The organism is Chitinophaga niastensis (assembly GCF_003014755.1).
Lineage (GTDB): Bacteria > Bacteroidota > Bacteroidia > Chitinophagales > Chitinophagaceae > Chitinophaga > Chitinophaga niastensis.
Genome location: NZ_PYAW01000006.1, coordinates 176,514 through 200,796, shown reverse-complemented (window position 1 = coordinate 200,796; position 24,283 = coordinate 176,514). Strand labels below are relative to the sequence as shown.

Genomic DNA, 24,283 nt, shown 5'->3' with positions numbered 1-24,283 from the left:
TACCAAAAGTAACTATTGACAATTAAATAGCTGTAAAAATGAGTAATAAAATCTTAGTAACCGGGGCGACCGGCACCATTGGCAAAATATTGGTAAAGAACCTGGAAGCGCGTCAGGCTTCATTTGTAGTGGGTAGCCGAAATGTTGAACAGGCAAAAGACAAGCTGGGTCTGGCTGATAATATCGTGCAATTCTCCTTTGATGATCCCGCTACTTTTGAGAATGCTACCGCCGGAGTAGATAGCGTTTTTTTACTGGGCCCGCCCATGGTGCCGGATCTGAATGTATTACTGACGCCTTTCCTGGAATACTTGCCATCAAAAGGTATCCGGCGTATTGTGTACCTGTCTGCCTTGAAGATAGACCCGGACAGCATACTGGGTTTTCACGCTGTTATGGAGCAGAAACTGGCACAGGATGGTTTTGATTATACTGTTTTAAGACCTTCCTTTTTTGCACAGAATTTCAAAAACTATGAATGGGAAAATATCACGGAGCGGTCTATCACTTTTGCACCGGCAGGAAATGGGAAGGTGGCGTTTATTGATGCCGCAGATATTGCCAATGTAGCCGCTACGGTATTAACGACGGCAGGTCATAGCCAGCAAACCTATGAACTGACCGGTCCCGAAATATTATCCTATTATGATGCTGCTAATTTGTTATCCGAAGTAACCGGCAAAACCATTACTTATCCCAGCCCGGATGCAGCCACTTACAAAGCTGCGCTGAAAGCAGCAGGGGCTCCCGATTTCATCGGAACGTATATGGTAGCCGTGTATGATGTTGTGGCGGGTAACAAGGTCAACTTCACCACCGATACCGTAGAAAAGATCACCGGCAAAAAGCCGGCATCTTTAAAAACAGTACTCACCGCAGATTGGTCATAAATGGAAGGGCTCCGGCCTTTCCATTTATCTACCTATATTCCGTTTGTTTTTTCGCGCACCAGTTTTCGCGATAACATATCTGCTTCTATATTATAATTCACGGCCTCACTTTTTTTCTGATGCGCTTTTATCTTCACTAATTCCACAGAGATACGGGTCAGCAACTGTAAGAATGTTTTCACCAATGCACTGTTCTGTAATTCATTTCCTTTTTTAGTGATAAAATGCCGTGTCATTAGCTGCGCTTCACGATCAGGCAGATTGATCACATACTGACTGTCTGAAAATACCTGCACCTGCGTAACATGCGGATAATGCAGCAGCACATGTTGTATGGCTGCTATGACAGCCGTCAGTTCCATCCGGTTATGTGTGGTATCAGTTACTGTTTCCGACAATATTATTTTTTCCGTCCCTATCAGCAGAATAGCCACCCAGGCGCCTGTTCTGAGTTGTGTATGACAACTGCCATCTGTATAAACCACCGCATTGAACTGTGTCATGCTCCATTCTTTTTAGTAAAATTACGAATCCCTGGTGGTGTTTTGCAAGTTAAGAAACATCCGGGCGCTTATACCTGTGCTGGTAATTTATATTGAACAACCTAAAATGCTTAGTTGCTCTTTACTTATCTAAATATTTTTTACCTCAATAATAAAAAATCACTTATTCTCGCAATTCAATACTCACCTTACATTTCTCCTTAAAGACTTAAGCCTGATAATATTATTTTAACCAGTAAATCCTGTTCCTGACATTGTGCTAACTAAGGGCTGACATTGTGGTAACCTTGTGGTAAGAATATTGGGTAATATAATATCATTGGCAGCAACAGTGTCTTTATTTGCCAGGTATGCCGGGACAAAAGATCTACAATTTCAATACTCTTATTACCTGGTACTCCTTCCCTACCTGTACTGCTACCAGGTAAATACCTTGCGGCAACTGTTGCTCATCAAACGGTATTTCATAATTATCTGATCCACCGGCGGTTTTAACCGTTATTACATCACCGCTGTTAAAGCTGATGAGCCTTAACTGGATATCGGTCACTTTAGATAATCTCACCCTTACTTTGAAAGGCCCGTCGTTTGGATTAGGATAAGCGGTTATTTCTTTTATCAACCGCTCCCGGTAACCCAGCAGGCTATCTGCTACCACGCTTTGCTCCTTCGGCAATATGGTAATGTTTTTACTGATCACGTCCGTACATTCTCCCAATGTTACGCGCAGCTTAATGGTGTAATTCCCTGTTTTATCAAACAACAACTGGCGAATGGTTCCCTGGGCAGCATTACCTGCATCCCTGGCACCGTTGGGTAATGTCCAGTCATTGGTAAGAGGCTTGGGTTTAGACACATCTATCACTACTACAGTGTCGCCTACGATACCATAGCTAGACAGGAGGAAATCGGCTGTCAGTGCAGAGAGGGATGTTTTCAAATTAAAGGAATCTTTTGCCACACAACCGGATGGTGCGGTAACGGTTATCTTATAATGCCCATCCTTATTTAATTGTACCGCCTGCCTGTTGTCACTGAAACCTGCGTCAGACTCCCAGGAATAGCCCGCGCCGGGATTGCCCGCATCCACTATAATGGATTGTCCCACACAAAGCACCGTATCTCTGAATCCAATATTGAGCGGTATAGCTGCCGGCTGTACCAGCAATGCGCTGTCCTTCAACCGGCAGCCGTTGGCATCTGTTATAGTTACCTTATATAAGCCGCCGTTCAGATTACTGATAGCATTGTTATTACTACCCACATTGCTCCAGTTGTACGCATAAGGCATTACGCCCCCGCTTACAGTAACTGCTATGCTGCCATCTGATGTATAGCTGCAGGCAGGTTGCTGCACTTTCCTGGAAAGCTGCAGCTGCGCCGGCTGTTGCAGGATAACAGACTGGCGGGATACGCAGCCGTTGGCATCACTCATAGACAACAGGTAACTATCTGCCGTTAAGTTGGTAAAGACGTTGTTATTCTGCGCCGGCAAATTGTTTAGCGCAAAAGCATAGGCTCCTTTACCACCAGTCGCCGCCAGGGCAATCCGGCCGGTCGCAGCACCAAAACATGCGATGTCCGTTTTTTGTACTACCTGCATATGCAAGGCATCCGGTTCTGCAATACTATCTTTTACAGACTGCATACAACCATTGTTATCCTTTACCCGTATACTATAACTGCCTTTTGGGAGATTGTCAAATGCTGTGCTGCTCTGGTAATTTATATTGTCTATAGTATAAAGGTACGGGACAGTACCTCCACCTGCACTGATGGTTATTTGCCCGTTGCCATTACCAAAGCAGGATATATCCCGGCTGGCTGCTATGGTTGCTGTAAGCAGCGGAGGCTGTGTAACGGTAGCTGGCAGCTGACTTACGCAGCCATTGGCATCCTGCACGCGGATCGTATAGTTACCTGCAGTTAAGCTACTGAAGCCGGAGGCATTATTATAAGCGCCGCCATTCAATGAAAATCTATAGCTGCCTGCACCACCTGCTGCCTGCACCGCCAGTGCCCCGTTGTTGTCATTAAAGCAGCTTACCGGTGTATTATTGATCAGCTGTAATGCCAGTGCTACAGGTTCTTTCACTGTTCCTGTCAACACTATATGGCAACTGTTGGGCACATCCCGCACATGCACCTGGTAAACGCCGGCGCGCAGGTTCAGGAATTCAGGAGATGCCTGGTAACTGATGCCGTCCAGTGAATATTCGTATTGCTTATTGCCTCCTGTTACGTTTATGACTTTTATACTGCCATTGCTTTGCGCATTACACAACACTGGCTGCATCTGCAGGGTACCATGCAAACTTACCGGCCCGTAAGGTGAAATAGAGCGGGTAATGATACAGCCATTGGCATCCCTCGTGTATACAGTATAATCGCCATTATGCAAATTACTAAACAAAGGATTTGTGGTATAACTGGTATTATCCAGGCTGTAGCCGTAAGGTGGCAGTCCGCCCTGTACATTGATAACGGTAATAGTGCCTTTATCATCACAGGTAGCCGGTGCCACCCCATTCAGCGAAGCCGTAAGCGGCGGATACAGATCCACCAGCAGCACACTGAAGTTAGCAGTACACTGGTTGTTATCTTTTACGATGATGTTGTAATTACCTGCCGGCAATTGCCCGTAATCCCCACTGGTCTGGGAAGCCCCTCCATTCAGGCTGTACAGGTAAGCACCCATACCACCTGCTGCCTGGAGCTGCATATGACCAGTGGCTGCACCGGCACATAGAATATCTGTTTTGCCTGGCACTTGTAATGACAATTGAGACGGCTGGGTAACGGTAACGGATATATTAAAAGTACAGGTATTAGCATCCTTTACAGTAACAGTATAAGTACCTGCCGCCAGGGCACTGAATACAGGCGTTGCCTGGTAAGCACCACCGTTAATCGCATACTGGTAGGGAGCTGTGCCACCACCAGCCTGCACCGTCAAGGCACCGTTACTGCTGCCAAAACAACTGGCCGGTTGCTGGTTTTGCATCTGCAGGGTAAGTACTGTTGGTTCTCCTACAAATACATTATTGCTTTTTATGCATCCGTTGATATCCATTACACTTACCAGGTGAGTACCTGCTGCTATATTGCCTAACACATTTCCGTTCCGGAAAGGATTGCCATCCAGATTGTACTTATAAGCACCTGTACCGCCGGTAGCAGTTACCATAACAGTGCCGGTAGCAGTGCCCTGGCACAAAGCGCTGCTGATGGCAGTGGAAAAAGATAACAGCGGTGGTTGTGTAACGGTAACGGATATACTGGTACTGCAAGTATGGCTATCTTTTATATACAAAGTATAATTACCTGCAGACAGGTTATCAAATATATTGTTGCTGATGAATGTAATACCATCTGCTGAATATGTATAAGGTGCTGTACCTCCGGCTGGCTGCAGTGTTATTTTACCATTGGCTATGCCATAACAGGTAACATGGAAAATATTCGCAGTGAGCTGCAATACTGTGGGCTGTGCAATATGTGCATTAACACTGGTTGTGCAGCTATGATCATCTTTAGCTGTAACAGTATAATCCCCTGCCGCTAACCCGTTGAAAACGCCATTCGTATTAGGCACTGCCGGAGCTGTACTGATATAGTACAACACATTACCTGTACCTCCTACTGCTGATACCCTGATGCTGCCATCTGCTATATTAAAACAGGTAGCATCTGTGTAAGCATCCAATGCTATAGTAAGCACCGGCGGCTCGGTTACGTTTATGTTTGACTGGTTGCCCGGGCATCCGTTATTATCTTTTACATTTACGGTATAGGTACCCGCACGCAAGCCGTTAAATACTGTACCTGCTTGCCATGCGCCATTGTTCAACTGGTATTGATAAGGTGCTACGCCATTACTAACGCCAACGGATATATTACCGCTGGCCTCTCCGTTACAGTTAGCTGCACCGGGAGCAGCGGTCACTGCTACTGCCAGGGCCGGTTCTGCAATGTTTACCTGCGGGCTCACGGCACGGCAACCATTGGCATCCATTACGGTAACTGTATATTGACCTGCGGCTACGGTAAAGGTAGATTGCGGCTGGTAAGCACCGGCATTCAAAGCATACTGATAAGCGCCGGTACCACCAGTAACTGCAACGGCAATCTGTCCGTTGGCTGCTCCTATACATAGTGCGTCCTGCCGGTTGCTGACAGTGACATTCAATGCAGGTGGCATAACAATATTAAAACCGGCGCTGCCTGTATTGCCTTTGCTGTCTTTGGCCCATATAGTATAGGTACCTGCAGACAGGTTGGCAAAGCTGTTGACAGGCAGGTAGTTGGTTCCATCCATGGAATAGGTGAACGGCGGTCTGCCGCCACCAACGCTCACGGTCATACTGCCATCTGCCTGGCCATTACAGGATATTTGTGTTACTGCCGGTGTTACTATTACCGGTTGAGGATCTTTTAATGTAACAGACAATGCAGTAGCATTGGTACAGCCATTATTGTCTTTTATCCAGCTATTATATGTACCCTGTTTTAATCCGCTGAATGTGTTGCTACTTTGCCAGTTCACATTATCGAGGCTATAGGTATAAGGCGCTCCAGCTCCGCCGCCCGGAGTAAGCGTAATACTGCCGTCTGACGCACCTGGATTGGAAGGGTCCTGAGATGCTGCCTGCAGCGTTAACGCAGACAACATTTGTACCGCCAATGGCGTAGTACAGCTATTGTTGTCCTTGATCACCAATTGATAATTAGTTCCGGGGGACAGGTTGGTAAATAAAGCAGTTGTGCCAAAAGTATTCCCGTTATCTATTGAATACTGGTAGGGTGCTATTCCTCCGCTTGCATTAACAGTAAGAGCCGGATTACCACCGGAACAGCTTTGCACAGCGCTTACCTGTATAGCGGCAGGCGGAGAGGCGATAGTGAAAGATATGATCTGCGTACATCCGTCTGCGTTAATAATAGACACATCATAGTCTCCCGGATCCAGGTTATCAAAAGTAAAGGAAGTACCTGTACTGGGTATGCTATTGCCGGGGAAACCATTTTTAGGCTTCAGGGTATAGTTCAATGTTTCCTGCCCTGTATAAACAGATCCATCCGGATAACGGAAATCAGACAATATCATTTTCCCTTTTGCACCAAAGCATTGAGGTGACTGAGGGCTCTTTGCATTTGGCGAAGGGGCCGGCCGTTTGAAAACAAGCGCATCTGCAACATCGCTGGTAATAGGGCCCATCTTCACCCGGTAATAGCGGGGTGTATTATATTTCTTATTGATATCGTTGTAGTCATTCTCATCTATTGTTATCTGGCTCCTATATTTATTCAGGGCTTTCCAGGATACCAGGTCTTCGCTTACCTCCCAGGTAAGCACATCATAAAAGGAGTTTACAGGAGCACCTACAGGCGCCACAAACCTATAACCATTGGCATCATATACGCAAGGCGCTTTCAGGGTAATAGTCTGGCCGCCACAGGCGGTATATAACCCGGAAACATTAGAAGGCTTGTCTTCTATAACCGGGTAGATTTGCGGACTTAAGATACAGCGGGTGTAATAATCACTGGTTATGTTGTGATAATAACTGTTCCCATAATTTGTAGCCGACATGGGGCAGCTTTTATTGGCCGGATAACTATACACAATCTCATCATGATTAGACGCTATTTGTATATTGCCGCTATTGAGGCCCACTACTGATTTAAAACGTATCTGCTTAGGAGTGCCATTCAGGATCACCGATCCTGCATAAGTCAACAGTTGATTACTTGTACTCCTGACAACAGCCGGTGTAATAGTAATATCCTGTACGGCGCCGGATACATATTCTACCCGGAAAGTGTAGCTGAATATTCTAAACTGGTCAGTAGTATAGTATTGGTTTTTCTGCACAGTAACATATTGCTGAGAGAGATCGTCCCATACCTGGTCCTGCCAGGTATAGAGAAAATCTGACTCTATCATATAGGTCAACTTATACTGCTGCGCATGGCTTATCAAGCCCATCATAAGGGCTGATAAGAGCACCAGTAAAAAGAGGTACGCCTTTTTCATAGTATAAGGGATAACTTGTTATATTAATATTTCACCTCCACCTCTTCGCTCATAGCACTATTTTGTTGTTGATCAAAGCTTTTTAATTTATACCGGTAGATGGTATTGATGAACAGCGCTTCATCTGCGAATGCTGTACCGCTACCAGGCAATGTGCTATGCAGCCGGTAAGGCTTACCCTGCTCTGCACGATACAACCAGTATTTTGTTATTGCACCCGTCGATGGCCAGCGTAGCACAATGCGTTTGTGCTCCCTGTCGATAGCTGCATACAACGGTTGTCTGGCAGTTGTGCCCATGTTGATACGCGCGGCGCTTACCGTTTTGGATAAGGAACGCAGGTGACTATCATCTACTGCTGTTACAGCATAATGGTAAGACACGCCGGGCAAGGCGCTGGTATCTGTATAACTATTGATAGTATCTGTTACTGCAAAAACGTGTATCAACTCCCAGGTAGTGTCCTTTGACCGCAACAATTCATGCCGTACGACATCTTCGCTGGTACTACGCTGCCATTGCAGGAAAATACCATTTTCCCTTGCCTGCAGATCTGTAAAAACAGGTGGTACCGGAGGTATAATGTCCGGGCGTTTCAACTGCAACGGCGTTGAAAAGTCAGAAGGATTGTAATGCCCGTCCAACGCTACTACTTTGTAGTAAACATATTTCGTAAGCGTGTTTATATTAATCGTATCTGTAAAGCTGTTCTTTAACAGCGGCTCCTTTGTTACCTGCACAAATTCCGCTGCAGCCACATTTGCCCTGAATACGCGGTAAGCATAAAGGTCCTTTTCTTTATTCGCGGTCCAGGAAAGCTGTACAACACCTTTATCTGATATACGCCCGGTGAGTCCCGCGGGGGCCAGCGGGGGCGTACTATCTGTGAGCTGCACAAAATGTGGTAATGAATAAGCTGTTTGTCCATTCATTGTTACCACCTTTACCCGGTAATAATTGGCAGGGAGCGGTGATTCATCTACAAAAACAGAATCAGCAGCTGTAAGCGCATTTTGACTGATCTTTATAAAGTCTTTATTGATAGCGGAGGCTCTTTCCAGATAAAATGCCTTTACACGTACACCGCTGGAAGGCATATGCCATTGCAGACTTATCCGGTTATTATCCAGTTCCGTAGCGCCTGTGATACTGGGCCGCACAGTCAGCATCGCTGTTACGAATACCTGCGCTGTATCTGATGGAGGACTGATCTCTCCAAATGGTGTGATCCCTTTTATGCGATATACATAACGGTGTTCCAGTTGTTTTACAGTATCTATCCGGAAAAACTTTTGCTGATGGCCGGTTGCACCAGTTTTTTCCTCTGTATTCACAACAGGTGCCTCCGTGAGGTTTTGAAAGGTTTTGCCTTCATCATCTGAACGTTCTACCAGGTATGCAGTGAATACATGCTCATACAGATTTTTGTTCCAGCTTAACAACACCGATTGCTGCATGTTCTCTGCCCGTAGATCATGTGGCTTGGGCACAGGCTTATAATCTGCATAGCCGGTAAATACAAACCCTGTATCGGATGCAGGGCCGGCAGCGCCAGCGGCAATAGATACCTGGTACAGGTATTTTTCCCCGGGATTGACAGTGCTATCCACAAATCCCAATGCAGCAGCACGTGCCACGGTGAAGGACTGGTCTGCCGAAAACAGCGCAAAACTATAACGGGATCGTAGTTCCTGTGCCCGGTGATAAACAGACATAATATCTCCGGGGGTATGGTTGTTGGGCATTTCTACCTGGAAACTTTCTCCATACAAAGCCTGCGCCTCTATGGCGGCATATTTCTCATTTGCCTTTAACACCTGTTCCCAGTCTTTTAAAGGTAAAGGATGCAAGGGCTGTTTTGTAAGTAATACTCCTTCTGGCTGACTTTGCAGCACACCATTACGAAGGACCTTATATCTCCTTATCGTATACCCGTTAACGTTGGCTTTATTCCATAACACTTCATTTACCGGAGCCCAGCGCAACAAAATAGCGTTCTTATATGGACTGGCTATTACCACCACCTGTGGTTTTGCTCCTGCAGTAGCTCTTTTCTGTGCTATAGCCCTGCCGGTAAAAAGCAAGCTATACACCACCAGTAAAACGTATATCCCTCTCCGTGTATTCCTTCGGTTATTCATGTTAATGATTATCGACATTATTTTGAATGGTTAATTCTTTAACAGAAGTAACTGTATTAATTCCCGGCAACACATATTTGATCCGGAACCGATAGTTGCCTTTTCCGGCAGGTGTAAAAGGTGTAGATATCATATGTGCCTGTTTATCTGAAAGCACAGGAATCCACTGGTGTATATAAGCGTTGGCTATAGCACTTTGTGTTTCTACATAATCCCTTTCTATATAATGCGGTAGGTTGTAAATAAACCCGGAAAGGCCGTTATATGCTGTTTGACCGCCTTGCTGCAACTGCAATGCATTAGGAGATTGACGCAGGTAAATGCCTTTTACCGGAGGAGCACCTATATCTGCTATATTCCTCCAACTGATATAGATATAAGGAGAAGTGCCATAGTCGGCATATACATAAGGATATATGTATTGCTGATACCAAACGTTATCATCCAGCAGGGCTTCAAACTGCAACACCTTACTGTTACCACTTGCATCTACTTCCTGTTCATCAAACAATTCCTGGTTATTGATCACGTAGCCAAACTCATATACCGCATTGCGGATAGGCCAGGTGAACATAGAATAAAGCGGGGAATGATCTATTTTTTCACTGAAAGTGCTGTACCGGCTACTACGGAACAAATAATTGTACATCACTTTTTCCTGCAGGCTATTGATTCCACCTGTTGTTTTTTTGGTTTGCAAGGTAACGGTGCCTGCATCACCACTGGCCACCTGTGTATCCTGTTTACTCACATTCCTGTCGATAGCGGTATTGGAAGTTACCGGCGTATTTACCAATGACAGGCTGTAAGCCTTGTCATTCCGGATACCATCCGGTACCGTAAAGTTTATTTTTCCACTGTTATATTGCAGGTCAAACTCCAGCGGCTGTGCCCCGTCAATGGCTATCCGGCCTATTTGTTTAAAGTCTGTACCGGCATTGAACAGGTAACCCTGTCCTTTTTTAAGTATGATATATCCCTGGTGTGATTCATCTTTATAATAGTTCAACTGCTGCTGTACAGGATAAGCATATGCCACATTGGATGGCACTATCACATCCGGGGCAACACCAGTAGCAAATTCATTATCTACTGCTTCAGCATAGGGCTGGTTGTTGATGAGGTAAGGACTCCAACTGCCGTTTACATTTTCTTCAAAGGTAACTCTGGCGGTAAGTCTTAACTTTTTCTGCGATGGCAACACTTCCGGTGTATTTAATACAACCGTGGTATTATCTGCATTCCATTCCTGTGTCGCATCAATATTTGTTCCGCCATCTCTCAGATTAAAATATTCCATGCGTGCACGGAAGCTATGTACCTTGTTGTCGCCATCCGTAATATTAAATGTCTTCCCTATAGGCATATTGAACACCAGCTGGGGAGTATTGAACACATTTACATCGCCTTCATCAGCGTGGGGAGTAGCATCTGCAATCACCTGCACGCCCGCCTCTGCAAACAAATTATTACCAACAATACGGCATTCCTTACCTAATGTTACCTCAAAACGACAATCGCCTGATACAAGCCCGCCCAATATGCTGAAGTGACCACCAACCACGCCACGCATCCAGGTGGGGTTAGGCAGCTTACCCTGCAATACCACTGCTGCACCCAGATCGATGATATCAAAGCGTCCTTTTATAAGGAAGAGATTTACCTTGATGCCTATTTTGCCCTGGAAATAAGCATATACCTGTCCGTTGGCATACCAGCCGTTAATACCTATAGGACCATTGCCACCTTCACAATGCACGCCTTCTCCGTAATTCTTCAGCATAATATCAAAACCAATACCTGCAGCCAGGCGTGCGTAGAATATGAGGAAGGTCATATCGCCCGTATCAAAATCCAATCCGGCACCAAATGCAAAACCATTCCCTTTGGCCAGGGCATTCAGGTCACGCATGTAATCCAGATTCATGCCTCCCAATATATCCTGTACATTGGGCGGTGGCGGCGGGCTTCCCGGCAAATCCTTACCTACCATAAAATAGGCATGCGACCGGGCCAATCCCAGCAGCTCAATCCCTATCGGGTTGGATGGACTACCAACATGCAGGTACCAGCCATCAGGCCCCGCATACATGACACCCTCTCCTGCCAGTCCATTGGGTCCTACACCACGTATCACACCACCTGCAATATTTATATAGGCTTTGAAATCGGAGTATAAAGTACCGTTCTCGAAATCTGCGTCTACCAGCAAGTCTACAGCTATCTGACCATTTGCATCTGTATTGTCGTTCAATGTTTGTGATACATTACCATCCACATGTTCCAGCACTTTAGCATACTTTGTTTTTATTTTGTCCAACACATTAGGTATAGGTGCTGTGAGCACATTACACTGACCACGGAAAGTGATACGGCTTACGCCACCACTTCTATTGAAGGCCATTTCAAAACCTACAATGCCATTCAGTACTTTTTCGTTGGACAATACAAAATTCATGGAAGCCTTTATACCCAAGCCAGCACCTGGATCTGGTTTGTAGGTAACACCAGTGCGTGTTGTACCTATCTCATAACCAGCTGTTCCCGCCTGCATCTCCTTAACAGAGATCTGTTTTACCCCATAATACAAACCGCCGCCAAATCCTTTGGCCATCACCGGCGGGAGTATAGGTATAGCACCGGGAAACTCTGCCAGCGCATCTGCATACCAGTACCGGGAGTCATTTACACTGCCAAACAAAGCAGTAACTCCCACCCTGATGCCACCGGAACTTTTACCAATTCTTATACGGGCATCAATATCACCGCGGAAACCATTGCCATAGATCTTGTTCTCATTAAAGAACAGCAGGCTACCCCTCAGCGCAAATGGCCCCTGATCAACATCAATAGCTATACGGCTTAGCCAGATACGGCTATACCGGAAATGATAACGACCATCACTGTTATTCACTTTGCCCAGGATAGCAAGAGAAGCATCTGCTGCAAACGCGCTGTTACCACCCATCAAATTGAGATGCACATCAAAACCAAGACCGCGTTCTTCTCCATCTTTTACAAACTGTATAGCATCTACACTTAACGTGTAACCACCCAGCTTAGGCAGATTAGTGTTACCACTAAGCGAGAAGGTACCACTATGAATAAAAGGCGCCTGCGTGGAAATCACCAACTGTTCAAACCGGATATCAGGTATTGCTAAATTATTGCTGCTGCCTTGCGCACTGCCTGTTGAATCATCCCCTTTCACACTGCCGCCAATAGACAATGTGCCGGTAAGATTAGCCGCTACCTGGAACGCTTTATTTTTGACCGCCACTTCCAGGAAAGAAGATTTTTCCAATGTTACATGAGCTGCCTGGAATATTTCAAAGCTAACCTCTTTTGAAGGTTGAATAGTAAACACATATTCCACACCCGGATGGAAAAGAGCAGTGTAGGCAAACTGTGTAGTGTCGCCGGTAATAGGCACATTGATGCCGCCAGCCAGGCTACCGTATTTGAACTGGTTGGCCACAAAACCCAATCTAAACTCTTCTATTGAAAAGGCCCATCCGCCCATATCGCCGCTTTCAAGCGGTATCAGGTTACGGGCCAGTAATTCGCCACTGAATCCTCTTTCATCTATCAGCGCATTGCGCACGCTGAAAGATTTACGCTGACCTTTTTGCTTATTATCTTTTATTTCATCAGGGAGGGTAACAGTAAAGTTGCGCAGGCAGAATCCTCTCCACAGCGGCAGGTCTGCTGTGCTGTACAATTTGTTGTATTCAGCAGGGAACACCATACCAGCGCTGTTATGATAATCACTCAGATCTATCACTGCATCCTGCACAGTAAAAGTAACGCCCTTTGCACCTCTTATCTGGAAAGGCTCTATATTTACGGTAGCTATAATATCATTCAGATCGCTTGCCTGTGTTTCAAAATAACCTTTTACCCTTTCATCCAGGTTTTGTGTACCATCTGCATTTCCCTTTACCAATTTCGGGCTTAACTGTATTTCTGCACCTATACCCAGGCGTTTGAAACCGTTACAATCAAACTCCGCAAAAGTTTTTCCATGCTGAATGATCACAGCCGTGCTATCGCCAAACAAGTTCAGGGGCTGATCGTTCACCAGCTCCAGCCTTGCAGTACCTACCAGTCCGCCTTTGCGTGTAATGGGAATGCTGCTGGCGGCAAACATCAGCTCCCGGTCTGTACCAGGGAGCTGTACTACCAGGTAAGCCGTCACCTCTGCATGATCCGGCAAAAAGCGGATACTATCTATGATCACCGGTGGCTGCCCATTATCGTTGCCACCGATACCGACAGGCAGTTTAAAGTTCGCAGTATCTTTCAACTGATCGTATAGGTCCTGTCCCTGCAGCTTGTGGTTGGCCCTGCGCTCCTGGAGTAATTTATATACGGCACGGATATGCTGCTCCAATGGAGTTTCCGCAACCTGAGCGGTGGTGCTCAGCGTGTAGAAACATAGGAGGAGTAAGAGTAAAAGACGGTATAGGGATCTGTGCATAGAATTTTCAGGTATAGATTATTGGGCTATGTATTCATTCTGTTTTAATATTCCCCCATCAATTCCACTCGTATCTGTGTTAAAATTTCTCCTAAAAGATTTTTCCCTGACCATGTTTCCCTTCGTTGAGCCCCCACATCATCCTGTGTCAGTCCTATTCCCCAGATAGTATCATTAGGCGCCGCTTCTACAAGCGTTGTGCCCTGGGTTGCAAGCAGCGCTTCCTTCAACGCTTCATTTTGGGTAAACTTTGCTTTATTGCCTTCGTAAACAATGTTGCTGCGGTGATATTTCCATACATTCTCATCAAAATGTTTCACCTGTCTGCCTAATTCTTTAATGTTGCGAACATCATTAGTACTCATAATTTGTTTCGCTGTTGTTCTATCTAAAAACAACATTGCCTTATGATACATCATAAACTGTTCTGCAGACGAATATCGCTGCTCACTGACCGGGAAAGCACCAGCTAATAATTTTTCTACAGCTTCCTCATTTGCTGCTCCAATAAAAGTGGTGGCTTTAAAATGTGCTGAATGCCACTGTGAGAAAGGAGATTTTGTAGCCCAGAAGAACGTAAACAGTTCCTCATTATTCAGGTATTCCCTCCTGAACAATATCCTATTGACCACTTTATTGCTATATAACTCTTTTATCTTCTCTGGTGTATAAAAAGCCTTGTCCATTGTAACTTCCAACTCCTCTTCAAATGTTATATCTGAGTGATGCTTATCAAGGTTTACGTAACGCACCCAAAAACTCCGGAATGCGTTATCGCTATCCTCTTGTGTTATGTTTTTTTCTTTTTCCGCTTTTTCTTTTTGCAGCAATTCTTTTTCACGAATATTTTTCAATTCATAATATTTATTTTTTTCATCAAAGGACATGCTACGATATAGCTCACGCCATTCAGATGTCTGCTGCTTTTCCATATCCATCAGGATGGCAACTATTTCTGCTGTAAGTACTTCCGGTAGTTCGTTATATTTAATTTGTTTCATGAGTCCTAAAATTCTTCCAAGAAAATAATATATTCCTTATATGCTCCTTTATCAATGATCTTTACATCATTTATTTTAAAAGTACCATTTTCCAATAGCACTTCCTGTTGTACCAGTCTCTCGGGATGGTTTTTGGGGCCAAGATACTGCCCGTAATCAGATATATCATCAATATCCACTCCTCTTTTCGATTCGATTACAAATTTCGCCGGACGAGCTGTAGGTACATTATTATTTTTCCAATTTGTGCTATTCCCTATGAACTCATCAGCAATCCCTTCGCTCTTTGAGGTGCTCAGCAATGCTTTTTCCTCTACTAAGGCAGGCCCACCCAGTGCTTTAGCCTTTTGGAAAGGTGTTACATATTTATCTAAAATAAGTTCTTCCGGCAAGCTTTGTCCTCTGAACAGACGTCCTTCATAAAGTTTAGTTTTTCTAAGATCTGCCAATCCTTCTTTAATGGCCTGCAACCACTTCTGCTCATATTCACTCAGAGCTTTACCAGTGTATAGTTTCCCGTTCATGGCCATAGAACTCCTGGTATACCTGTGAATAGCTGCTGCCTCATATTCTTTCAGATCAGGAACCTTAGATAACAAATCACTTTCCTTCAATATTTGTAATGATTCCTGAATGGGTTGTTGTTGCAAAAGATATTCCGCCAATGCATCTAAGTTTTTGGCAGCATCCTCCACCACTGCAGCCACATTGGATGCCTCATCTCCTTCCTTACCCAACACCGCAAATTTACGGCCGCTCCCATCAACAAACTCTTTACCACTGGCGTCGGCAACGATCTTCTTTATTTTATAACCGGCATTCTTAAATTCATCAGCACTCATTAACAGACCTACCCGGTATTTATTTCCGTATTGGTCTACCATCTCTGCCCAACTGAGTACCTTGCTCCAGTCTATTTCTGCAACAACATTCAGGGCCTCGTTATATATCCTCAGATAATATTTCCCTTCCTTCAATACAGCTTCAATAGCTCCTTTACCACACCGGTAAGCTATTTTTCCACCCGGCAGCACAACAGTCCTGATAATTGCGCCTGCACCTTTCATCATCAGGTTAATAGGATCCAGCATCTCCATCAACTCGCTGATCTTAGCCAGAGCACCTACTTTTGTAAAAGCAATTACAAGTGTTATTACATTAAATACGGCTTCTCCTGTTTTTGCAGCAATCACACAGGCATTACCGGTGGTAAAGTGATGACTAATCTTATCCCATGCACATTTGCCCAATCCTGCCATCTGAAATTCCGGCAAGGGGATAGCTATTTCAATGTGCTGCTGTGCACACTGTGCATACATTCCTTGCATCGCCTGCACAAAATCAGCCCGGGTATTGTTTTCATTTACAATCATTTTTATACCCCAGCTTACAAAAGCAGGAAGCCCGCTAGCCGTGTGCACCAACCCGTTCCAAAAGCCGCATGTCGCGGCAAATTCAATCTGCAACGGGGAGTATTTGCCGTCAATTGTTATAAAATTATTCAGCAATACAGGATTAAGGGTTATGACACTGGAAACCTGGTATACCCTGTATAAAAGCGGATTGTAATCCGCCTCACCAGTGGTCATATCTATATGTTCCGGATTGTAATATCTTTCCGGTATCTCCAGTGCATTGACCATGGTAGTCAACCCATCCAGCATAGCTGTGAGCGGATCAAAATCCAATCCTATGTCAGGTAATATGTTTGCCAGAAACTTTACAAAAGCATTGGCTTCCGACTGGTTGGGCACATCTTTACCATAAGCGGAATTAAACTCTACTTCCTTGTTCTCATTAAAATGTACCCATACAATAATATCCTTGGCATCCGGATTGGCCAGATAGTCCTGCACGGCCTGCAAAACGGGTTGCGGATTCTGGTAATCTGTGATATAAAGTTTTTGTTTATACCGTTTACTTTCCCTGGAAATAAAACCAAGCTTGCTGAATATTTTTGCTTTTTCTTCGGGCGTTAAAATGCTTGAATAGTCAAATACCAGGTTGGAGGCATCATTAGGCGGAGGGCAATTATCACACTTTGTGGTTCCTAACCTGTTCTGTAACTTATCAAAATAACCGCCAGGGCTGGGTTTAAACTTATACTGCAGTTTTATGTGATTCCTGGTATCCTTTTTCAGATACGCTTTATACAACTCCTGCGGGAAGTTCATTAAATACGCAAAAGTATTTGACAACGCGGGTAGCTTACCTTTGAGGGAATTGTTTATTTTGTTCAGTTCTCCTTCCCCCAAACCCGATGCATATGCGTTAGTGGTAGCATATGCTTTGTGTATCCCCTTTCCAAGATAGCAGATCTCCCTGCCGTATACAATACCAATACGCGCAGCAAATGAAGACAGCTCTGACCGTAATAATATATCTTCTCCCAAACGATCTACCTCATTCCATACTTTTGTTTTAACATCCTCATTAGTATAAGGCTGTAATGCCATTACCTCTTTCAATCCGGCTTTTTCAGGAATCTCTTTTTTCAGATCAATTACCCAGCTGTTAAATACCAGCACATAAATGCCAAAATCTTTTTTTGTATTGATGGCTTGTAGCTGTTGATTGATGGAATCTTCCTGGGAGGCATTCAGTATTGAATTGTATACGAGGTTCCCTACTTTTACATTTCTCTGTTCTATATATTTTTCGTTCCCATCCAGTACCAGTACATATTTATTTTTATACGATTCCCCGTGCAGTGTATGCAACTGGTTTTCCCGGATCAGCTTATTCAAAGCGGCTACTCCTTCCTGTATGATCTTCTCATGATAATCATTGTATACAGCAACTGACCTTGCATATGACAAGGTGAAATGACAGCAACATGCAATAATTAACAGTATTATTCTTTTTCTCATGCTATCATAATTTTTCAATTATAGACTCAATCCAATCCAGGATAGACATTTTTACCTGTTGCACAGTACCTGTTTCTTCTTTTTTATCTTTCTTCTGTTGATCTAAAAATTCCTTCAGGGATTGCTGATTCACCTGCAACTTGTTTACCACCTGTTCATCGACCTGTGCATCCGTATTAGCCGCCAGTATCTGTACTATTATTCCCTGCTTCAAACTGTCTGATGCTTCACTGTACGCTTTAAGCTCCAGTGGTATATCTGCGCTTTCACTATCCGCCAGTTCTTCTATATCACCTGCATTTTCCATTGTCTGCCCATTTCCTTTGGTAAGACCAACAGCATCGTTATTATCTTTGATTAAGAGATCAGCAGCATTCTTTTTCTGATCATAATCTTTTTTCAATTGCTGCATCCTGTCGTCGTTATAATCACTCTTCAATTGATTCACCGCTTTTCTGAATATCCCCAGCAACTCTTTCAATACTTCACCTATCTCTTTCAAATCCTGCTTCATCTTATTCGCCACGTCCTTAATATCCTTTCCGATCCTTTGTGCCAGTGAAGCCTTTTCTTCCGGCGACATGTTATTATCCTGCAGCAACTGTTGTGCTTCCTGCAGCTTGCTTTGCAGGTTGGTCAGGTCTTCTTTGGTGGCAGCTGACAATTCACGCCAGTCCTTCATTTTACTGATCTGTTGCAACAGGCCTGCGACGTCCAGGTTTTGTAAACTGACCAGGTCATTTGATTGCAGCGCATTATCTATTTTGTCCAGCATATCCGTTAAGGTTTGCTTCAGGGCAGCAGTAACCTTACCAGGGTCGTCCTGCATAATCTGTATAATGCCTTCATACATTTGCCGGCTGGTGTTAACATGTATGTTGTTGAACGTAACTGTTAACGACAGGAAATTCAGGAAAGGCACCAGTACTTCCCCAGTACCGCTGAAGCTACCCTGTCCACCGCTTACCTTGCTGATCACTACGCTGAAATCGCCGGCAGTAATAGTATCTCCCACCTGCAATTGAGGAATGTTTTCATGGTTGGTAATAGTGCTTATTCCACCGGAGCTGCCACATACAAAATCACCCTTCTGCATTTTCGCATCGGGCATAGTAAAAAATTGCGAGGGTGTATAATCGCCGTATCCCCAGATGCATTGGCCCTTTATCTGGTATTCATATTTTTTTGATTCCTTCAGACCGGTGATCGTCAGTTGTGGTATATAGGCATCTTCTTCATACCATTGTGAAGGATGGTCACCCGCTTCGCGATAACGAACGGAAAAAGTTTGTTGAGATGATGTGCCCGTCCAGGTTAGTTTCAGGCTGTTATGACCGGTTACAGCAGCTATTACATTTTGCGGCACACTGCATTTTTCTCCATAGGTGAATGGCACTGCTTCGCTGTATCCGTTGTTTATAAACATATCCCGGCCCTCTGTTTCTATAGCCTGTACCTGCACAGCATAGTTGTTGCCAGGGGTAAGCGCAGGCTCTCCGGGGCCATATACCAGCATGGTTTGCGGTGTGATGGTTTCCAGCAGTGGACGGGTAGTACGCAAGGCGTCATTGGGATCACGGTTGGCGGGCATCAGCTCTACCAACCGGAACTTGTACACAACATTAAATGCAGCATTGAAAGAAGCAGTATGGCGCGGCATCCACTGAAACACCACATTCTGCGGGTTCAATGCATCCACTTTCGTATTGGCCATCGGTAAATTAATAATAGGCGGATAGCTCAGGAAAGTGGATATAAGCGCATTGGCTGCATTAGATATTACATTGTTGCGCTTATAATCCAGCACTTCTATGGTAAACTTGTAAATGCCCTCAGGCAACTTGGCACCATTGCGGGTGAACTGACTATTATCCAGCCCCTGTATAAACAGATTCTGAGGGTTCAGGTAAGGCGCCAGGTCTGCACCACTCAATGTTAGCATCTCTCCTCCGGTCAGCAATATGGGGGGCGTATAAAAGCCTGCCTTGCTTTGCAGGGTTACACCAAAACCCTCTATTTTCAAACGCAGACGGCATTTAAAATTGATTTCAGTCAGGTCTTTCATGAGCAGGCTCACCTGCATGCGTTGCAGATCAGGCGCTGCATAATCTGAAAGATACAGGCTGTAAGGCGGATTCAGCTGAACACTGGTCATTACCGGGTAATTCACCTGCGCCTGCAGGACCGCTGTTGTGAGGCACAGGCAGCAACCAATCAGAATGGCGATATGTTTTATGCGTGTATACAACAACGTTATTAACTGTTTATTTTAAAAATTATAGTTATATCCGAGTGTGGTCGTTACTTCTGACATGGTAGCCACCCGTTGCGAGGTACGGTTCAGCCCTACCACACTCAGGTTAAAGCTGTGTGCTTTCTTAATAGAGTAGGCACCGGATACCCTGGTAGTCAATACCCGCGAGGTAGACTTCCCATTTGTATAGCTGCCATTCCATGATACGGTACCGGCTGTACGCAGTTTCTTTTGCATTAAGGATTTATTTACCCCAAATGTGGGGCCCAGCGTTACCGTACGCAGGTTCACCGAATTATTGGTATTGGCATTAAAGCCCAGGGTAACAGATAAATCCTTGGGTACAAATTGCAGGCTATAGGCGGTGTTCAGGTTATAAAAAACAGCACCGGAGGCCTGCTTAACGCCACCCTGCATATCTGCCGATTGCATATAGGAAACATTGCACAGGATCATTTGCATCTTTTCCTTGCTCTGAGAAAGGCGGTAGTTAATCCCGAGGGTAGCGTTGGTGGATATCTGCGTATAATTAAGTGTGTCCAGGTTATCATAAGGCGTTAGCTGGTTGATATAATTAAAATCAGACCGGATATTTACAAACGACTGGAAGTTGGAGTAGGAAAAGTTAACGTTCAACTTTTTACTGGCAGCATAGGTCATATTCAGGGCACCTACCCAGCGGTGCATGGTACTGAGCTTATCATGCTTCAGGTTATTGCGCTGCACACCTGCATTGATGCCAGTGGTAAGCCGGTCCTTTAACAGGCGTAATTGCAGATTGCCGGTAATGTTTTCAAAATCATTGGTAAAGTAATAAGCTCCCAACGTTTTGTATTCCGGTGCCACCCATTCATAGCCAATGCCCAGTGTATAACGCTTACCCCCGTACGCAATACTTGTTTTATAAGCATGATACAAGGCGGTGGAGCTGTTCTTTTGCAGAAGACCCAGGGTGGGCAGATAAGTATGCGAAAGGCTGTCGGAAATTGCGCGGGTATCGCGGGTAAGCATGCTCCAGGCTACTTCTGCATTGATCAGCAGGTGGGAAAACAATTGCTTGGTTGCATTTACCCCAATAACCAGGTTATCCTGTGGTGTAAGTGTATAGCCCGCACCAACAGGTAGCGGTGCAATGGAACCATCATCATCTTTTGCGCGGAACACTATCAGATCAATATTATTTTTTTGCATTGTATACGACGCCTTAAAGCCATAACCCATACGCTTATACGCTGGCTCTGTATCGTGGTGTACAGTATCTGCCTCCACTGCTTTCTGCAGGCGTCCATACATGGCACTGAACCTGAAATGGCCCGGTGGCGCCAGGTCTACCCCAACACCGTTAAAAAGATGACCACTCAGTGTATAGCCGGAAAAATTCATGCTGGTATATCCTATATGCCCGGTGATCCATTTATAGGTAGGTGTTAAACCGTATTGATTGAAGGGTTGCTGAAAAGCTACCCTGCTTTGATTAGAGTAGTTGAAGCTGAAAGGCACAGACCATCCATAGATACTTATGTTCAGGTTACCATTGAAAAAGAAATTATAAGGGTCACGGCGGCCTTCGGCCAATCCGGATGAAAAATAGGCAACTTGTTCCAGGCTAACACCACCATTCACTTTTAGTGGCGGCTCCTTGCCAATGGCGTCCAAACGTTGTGCTTTTGCAGATAATACCACACAAACACAGGGTAAAAAACATCCAAGGCTTTTTAATAGGGATTGTAAAGTTCTATTCAAATAATCTAGGTTTTAAGTACAATGGGAAGGGTATCAATATCTAGGCGATTAAATAAATTGTCCAAGCTCACAAACAGTATATGCAATATATGAAATATTTGATAATATTATAATTATTACAAATAAATTGTTTCCAGTATGTAAATCACTTCTAAATTCGGCTGAGCGCTCGGTGTTGTTGTGAAAATTCCAACATAACAGACGAAAAAAATATTTTCAAAAATTTGTCCAATTATAAAAACTCAATCGTCATTAGTTTTTAACAATTAAAATTTCAAACAAATGGGGAAAGTTATCAGTTTTATCAACACAACCCCGGACGGATTTGTTGATAGTCAATACGTAACTCCGGATATCGAATATTTTGAATTTATTCATGATCTCTTAGCTGAGACACAAACCGTTGCTTATGGCCGCAACACTTTTGAATTGTTCCAGCAGGTATGGCCGGCAAGGCTTGAAAACAATGATACGCCCGAGTGGCAGGTAAGAATGGCGCAAGCGCTCACTGATATACCAAAGCAGGTGTATTCATCAGGATTAAACTCCACCACCTGGAACAATTCGGCGATTGTAAGAGCAATTAATGTTGAAGCGATTAACCAGTTTAAACACGCGGATCAAAAAGGTTTACCGACCTTTGGGAGTTTGGGATTGGTTGCGGCTCTCACCGAAAAACAGCTGGTGGCGGTAGTATCCGCCTGTTCGACAAAATCAAATTGAATGCGCCCCAATTTTTGAAACTAAAATCTACAAAGGTTCTTCAATCAGGCGTGGTTATTCTGCATTATGAACGTGCCGATTAATTATAATACTCAATAGCCGTGTCTGAAGAAAAACGATATATCCCCCTCACTTTTGCAGAACACATTAATAATATTGCTTGCAAAATCAACAGCTGACAAAATGCTTATTTCCAACAAAATACTTGAATGCAGACAGAAAAACAACAGCTAACATAGTATTGCCAATAGTAGGGCGTTAATGTTTAAGAGACTCTATTATCAAGGATTTCAGGAACAAAAAGAGCTTTTATTGTTTAGACCTCTATTCCGAAAAGCTGATAAAGGTTTTTCCATCGTAACGGCACAAGCCCATGCCCCTGCTGCCTAACCAAATATTTCCGGCCTTGTCTTCTACAATACAAAAAACTGAATTATTACTTAACCCATCTTTCGTGGTAAAATTTTTAAAGGATTTTCCATCGAAGCACCACACCCCTCCGTCCTCATCCTTACCCAGTGAGGCGAACCAAATGTTTCCCATTTTATCTTCTAAAATAGATCCAGTGCCAGTCTTACTAAACTCTTCTTTCTGTGCAAATTTGGTAAAGGTTTTTCCATCATAACGGCACACGCCGTGGAATCTGCAAGTGAACCATAAGTTTCCGTTTTTATCTTCTAAAATAGAACGAACCCACCCATCGCCATTCGGTTTAAAACCAGTGATGGATTTACCATCATAACGGCACAACCCCTCACTTGCACTAAGCCCAGACCCGAACCAAATATTTCTATTTTTATCTTCTAAGATACATTGTACCATTTTAAGATGAAGACCATTCTTATTTATGATAGTATTGTTATCTAAAAAACGGGTAAAGAATGTTCCACTGTAGCAATAAACACCATCATCTGTGCCGAACCAAATTTTTCCGCTATTATCTTGAAAAATACTCCACACTGCATTTTTTACGGAAGGATTATTATTTGGTGAATTATAGAATAAATTGCTGCCATTGGTTACAGCGATTGGAATACTGGTAAAGGTTTTTCCATCGTAACGACAGATTCCGGCAGCAGTGCCGAACCAAATGCTCCCAGCTTTATCTTCTAAAATAGACCAAACAGTATTATTACACAGACCATCTTTCGTAGTAAAATTAGTGAAGGATTTCCCATCATAGCAATAGACCCCTTCCCCCGTAGTGCCGAACCAAAGGTTGCCCGCTTTGTCCTGCAACCCACAATGAACATTTTGATACTGGTCTGTGCCTTGGGTCTTGATAATTTTCGATTGTCCGGTAGTAATTGCTTTTGGTTCGTTTATGCCAGATTGGGTTTGCTTTATTTTGTCTTGCGCGTTGCAGGAAGTGGCAAAAATTAATAAAAACAGGAAGGTGGAGAATAGCTTGTATGTGTAATGCTTCTTCATTTGTCGAAGGGTATTTTAATATTTTAATATGCTGGTATTTATTGTCATGAGCTTAATCTACGAAAATTGTCGTAATTGTAAAATATTTCTTTAGGTATTTAAGGAAGTTTAACAAATGATCACTGAGTTGGATCAAGCATGGCCGTAAAAAAGATGCACCCAATCGATACTTCAGGGCACAAAAAAGCCTCACATTGCTGTGAAGCTTTT

The 24,283-nt window shown here is 44.1% G+C and carries 11 protein-coding genes; 2 read left to right on the top strand and 9 right to left on the bottom strand.

Annotated features, from left to right (window positions below; all coding sequences use genetic code 11):
• Positions 1-38 precede the first annotated feature (38 nt).
• Complete coding sequence (locus CLV51_RS23540) at positions 39-890, top strand: SDR family oxidoreductase (RefSeq protein ID WP_106530550.1); 852 nt, start codon at positions 39-41, stop codon at positions 888-890.
• 32 nt (positions 891-922) lie between these two features.
• Here CLV51_RS23540 and CLV51_RS23535 read toward each other — a convergent pair whose 3' ends face one another.
• The 8 genes from CLV51_RS23535 to CLV51_RS23500 all read right to left on the bottom strand — a co-directional run bounded on the left by CLV51_RS23535 (position 923) and on the right by CLV51_RS23500 (position 21,919).
• The gene (locus CLV51_RS23535; protein ID WP_106530549.1) at positions 923-1,393 is read right to left on the bottom strand and encodes an RNase H family protein; all 471 of its coding nucleotides are present in this window, start codon (positions 1,391-1,393) and stop codon (positions 923-925) included.
• A 367-nt stretch (positions 1,394-1,760) separates the two neighbouring features.
• Positions 1,761-7,430: a hypothetical protein gene (locus CLV51_RS23530; protein ID WP_106530548.1), complete on the bottom strand. Its 5,670-nt coding sequence runs from the start codon at positions 7,428-7,430 to the stop codon at positions 1,761-1,763.
• 23 nt (positions 7,431-7,453) lie between these two features.
• The gene (locus CLV51_RS23525; protein ID WP_146151366.1) at positions 7,454-9,589 is read right to left on the bottom strand and encodes a fibronectin type III domain-containing protein; all 2,136 of its coding nucleotides are present in this window, start codon (positions 9,587-9,589) and stop codon (positions 7,454-7,456) included.
• Positions 9,573-14,051, bottom strand: coding sequence for a hypothetical protein (locus tag CLV51_RS23520; protein ID WP_106530546.1), 4,479 nt, complete (start codon positions 14,049-14,051; stop codon positions 9,573-9,575). Before CLV51_RS23520 ends, CLV51_RS23525 begins: the two co-directional genes overlap by 17 nt.
• 44 nt (positions 14,052-14,095) lie before the next feature.
• A complete protein-coding gene (locus tag CLV51_RS23515) occupies positions 14,096-15,052 on the bottom strand; it encodes a riboflavin biosynthesis intermediates N-glycosidase (RefSeq protein ID WP_211302096.1) in 957 nt (318 codons plus the stop codon).
• Positions 15,053-15,057: 5 nt separating this feature from the next.
• The gene (locus tag CLV51_RS23510; RefSeq protein WP_146151365.1) at positions 15,058-17,922 is read right to left on the bottom strand and encodes a hypothetical protein; all 2,865 of its coding nucleotides are present in this window, start codon (positions 17,920-17,922) and stop codon (positions 15,058-15,060) included.
• A 4-nt stretch (positions 17,923-17,926) separates the two neighbouring features.
• Positions 17,927-20,173, bottom strand: coding sequence for a fibronectin type III domain-containing protein (locus CLV51_RS23505; protein WP_106530544.1), 2,247 nt, complete (start codon positions 20,171-20,173; stop codon positions 17,927-17,929).
• Between the two features lie 18 nt (positions 20,174-20,191).
• Entirely contained in the window at positions 20,192-21,919 is a 1,728-nt protein-coding gene (locus tag CLV51_RS23500) for a TonB-dependent receptor (protein WP_146151364.1), read from the bottom strand.
• A 282-nt stretch (positions 21,920-22,201) separates the two neighbouring features.
• Between CLV51_RS23500 and CLV51_RS23495 the strand changes: the two genes are divergently transcribed.
• Positions 22,202-22,642 (top strand): dihydrofolate reductase family protein, encoded by a 441-nt coding sequence (locus tag CLV51_RS23495; RefSeq protein WP_106530542.1) that lies wholly within the window; start codon positions 22,202-22,204, stop codon positions 22,640-22,642.
• A gap of 324 nt (positions 22,643-22,966) precedes the next feature.
• Here CLV51_RS23495 and CLV51_RS23490 read toward each other — a convergent pair whose 3' ends face one another.
• Entirely contained in the window at positions 22,967-24,073 is a 1,107-nt protein-coding gene (locus CLV51_RS23490) for a ligand-binding sensor domain-containing protein (RefSeq protein ID WP_106530541.1), read from the bottom strand.
• Positions 24,074-24,283: the final 210 nt, after the last annotated feature.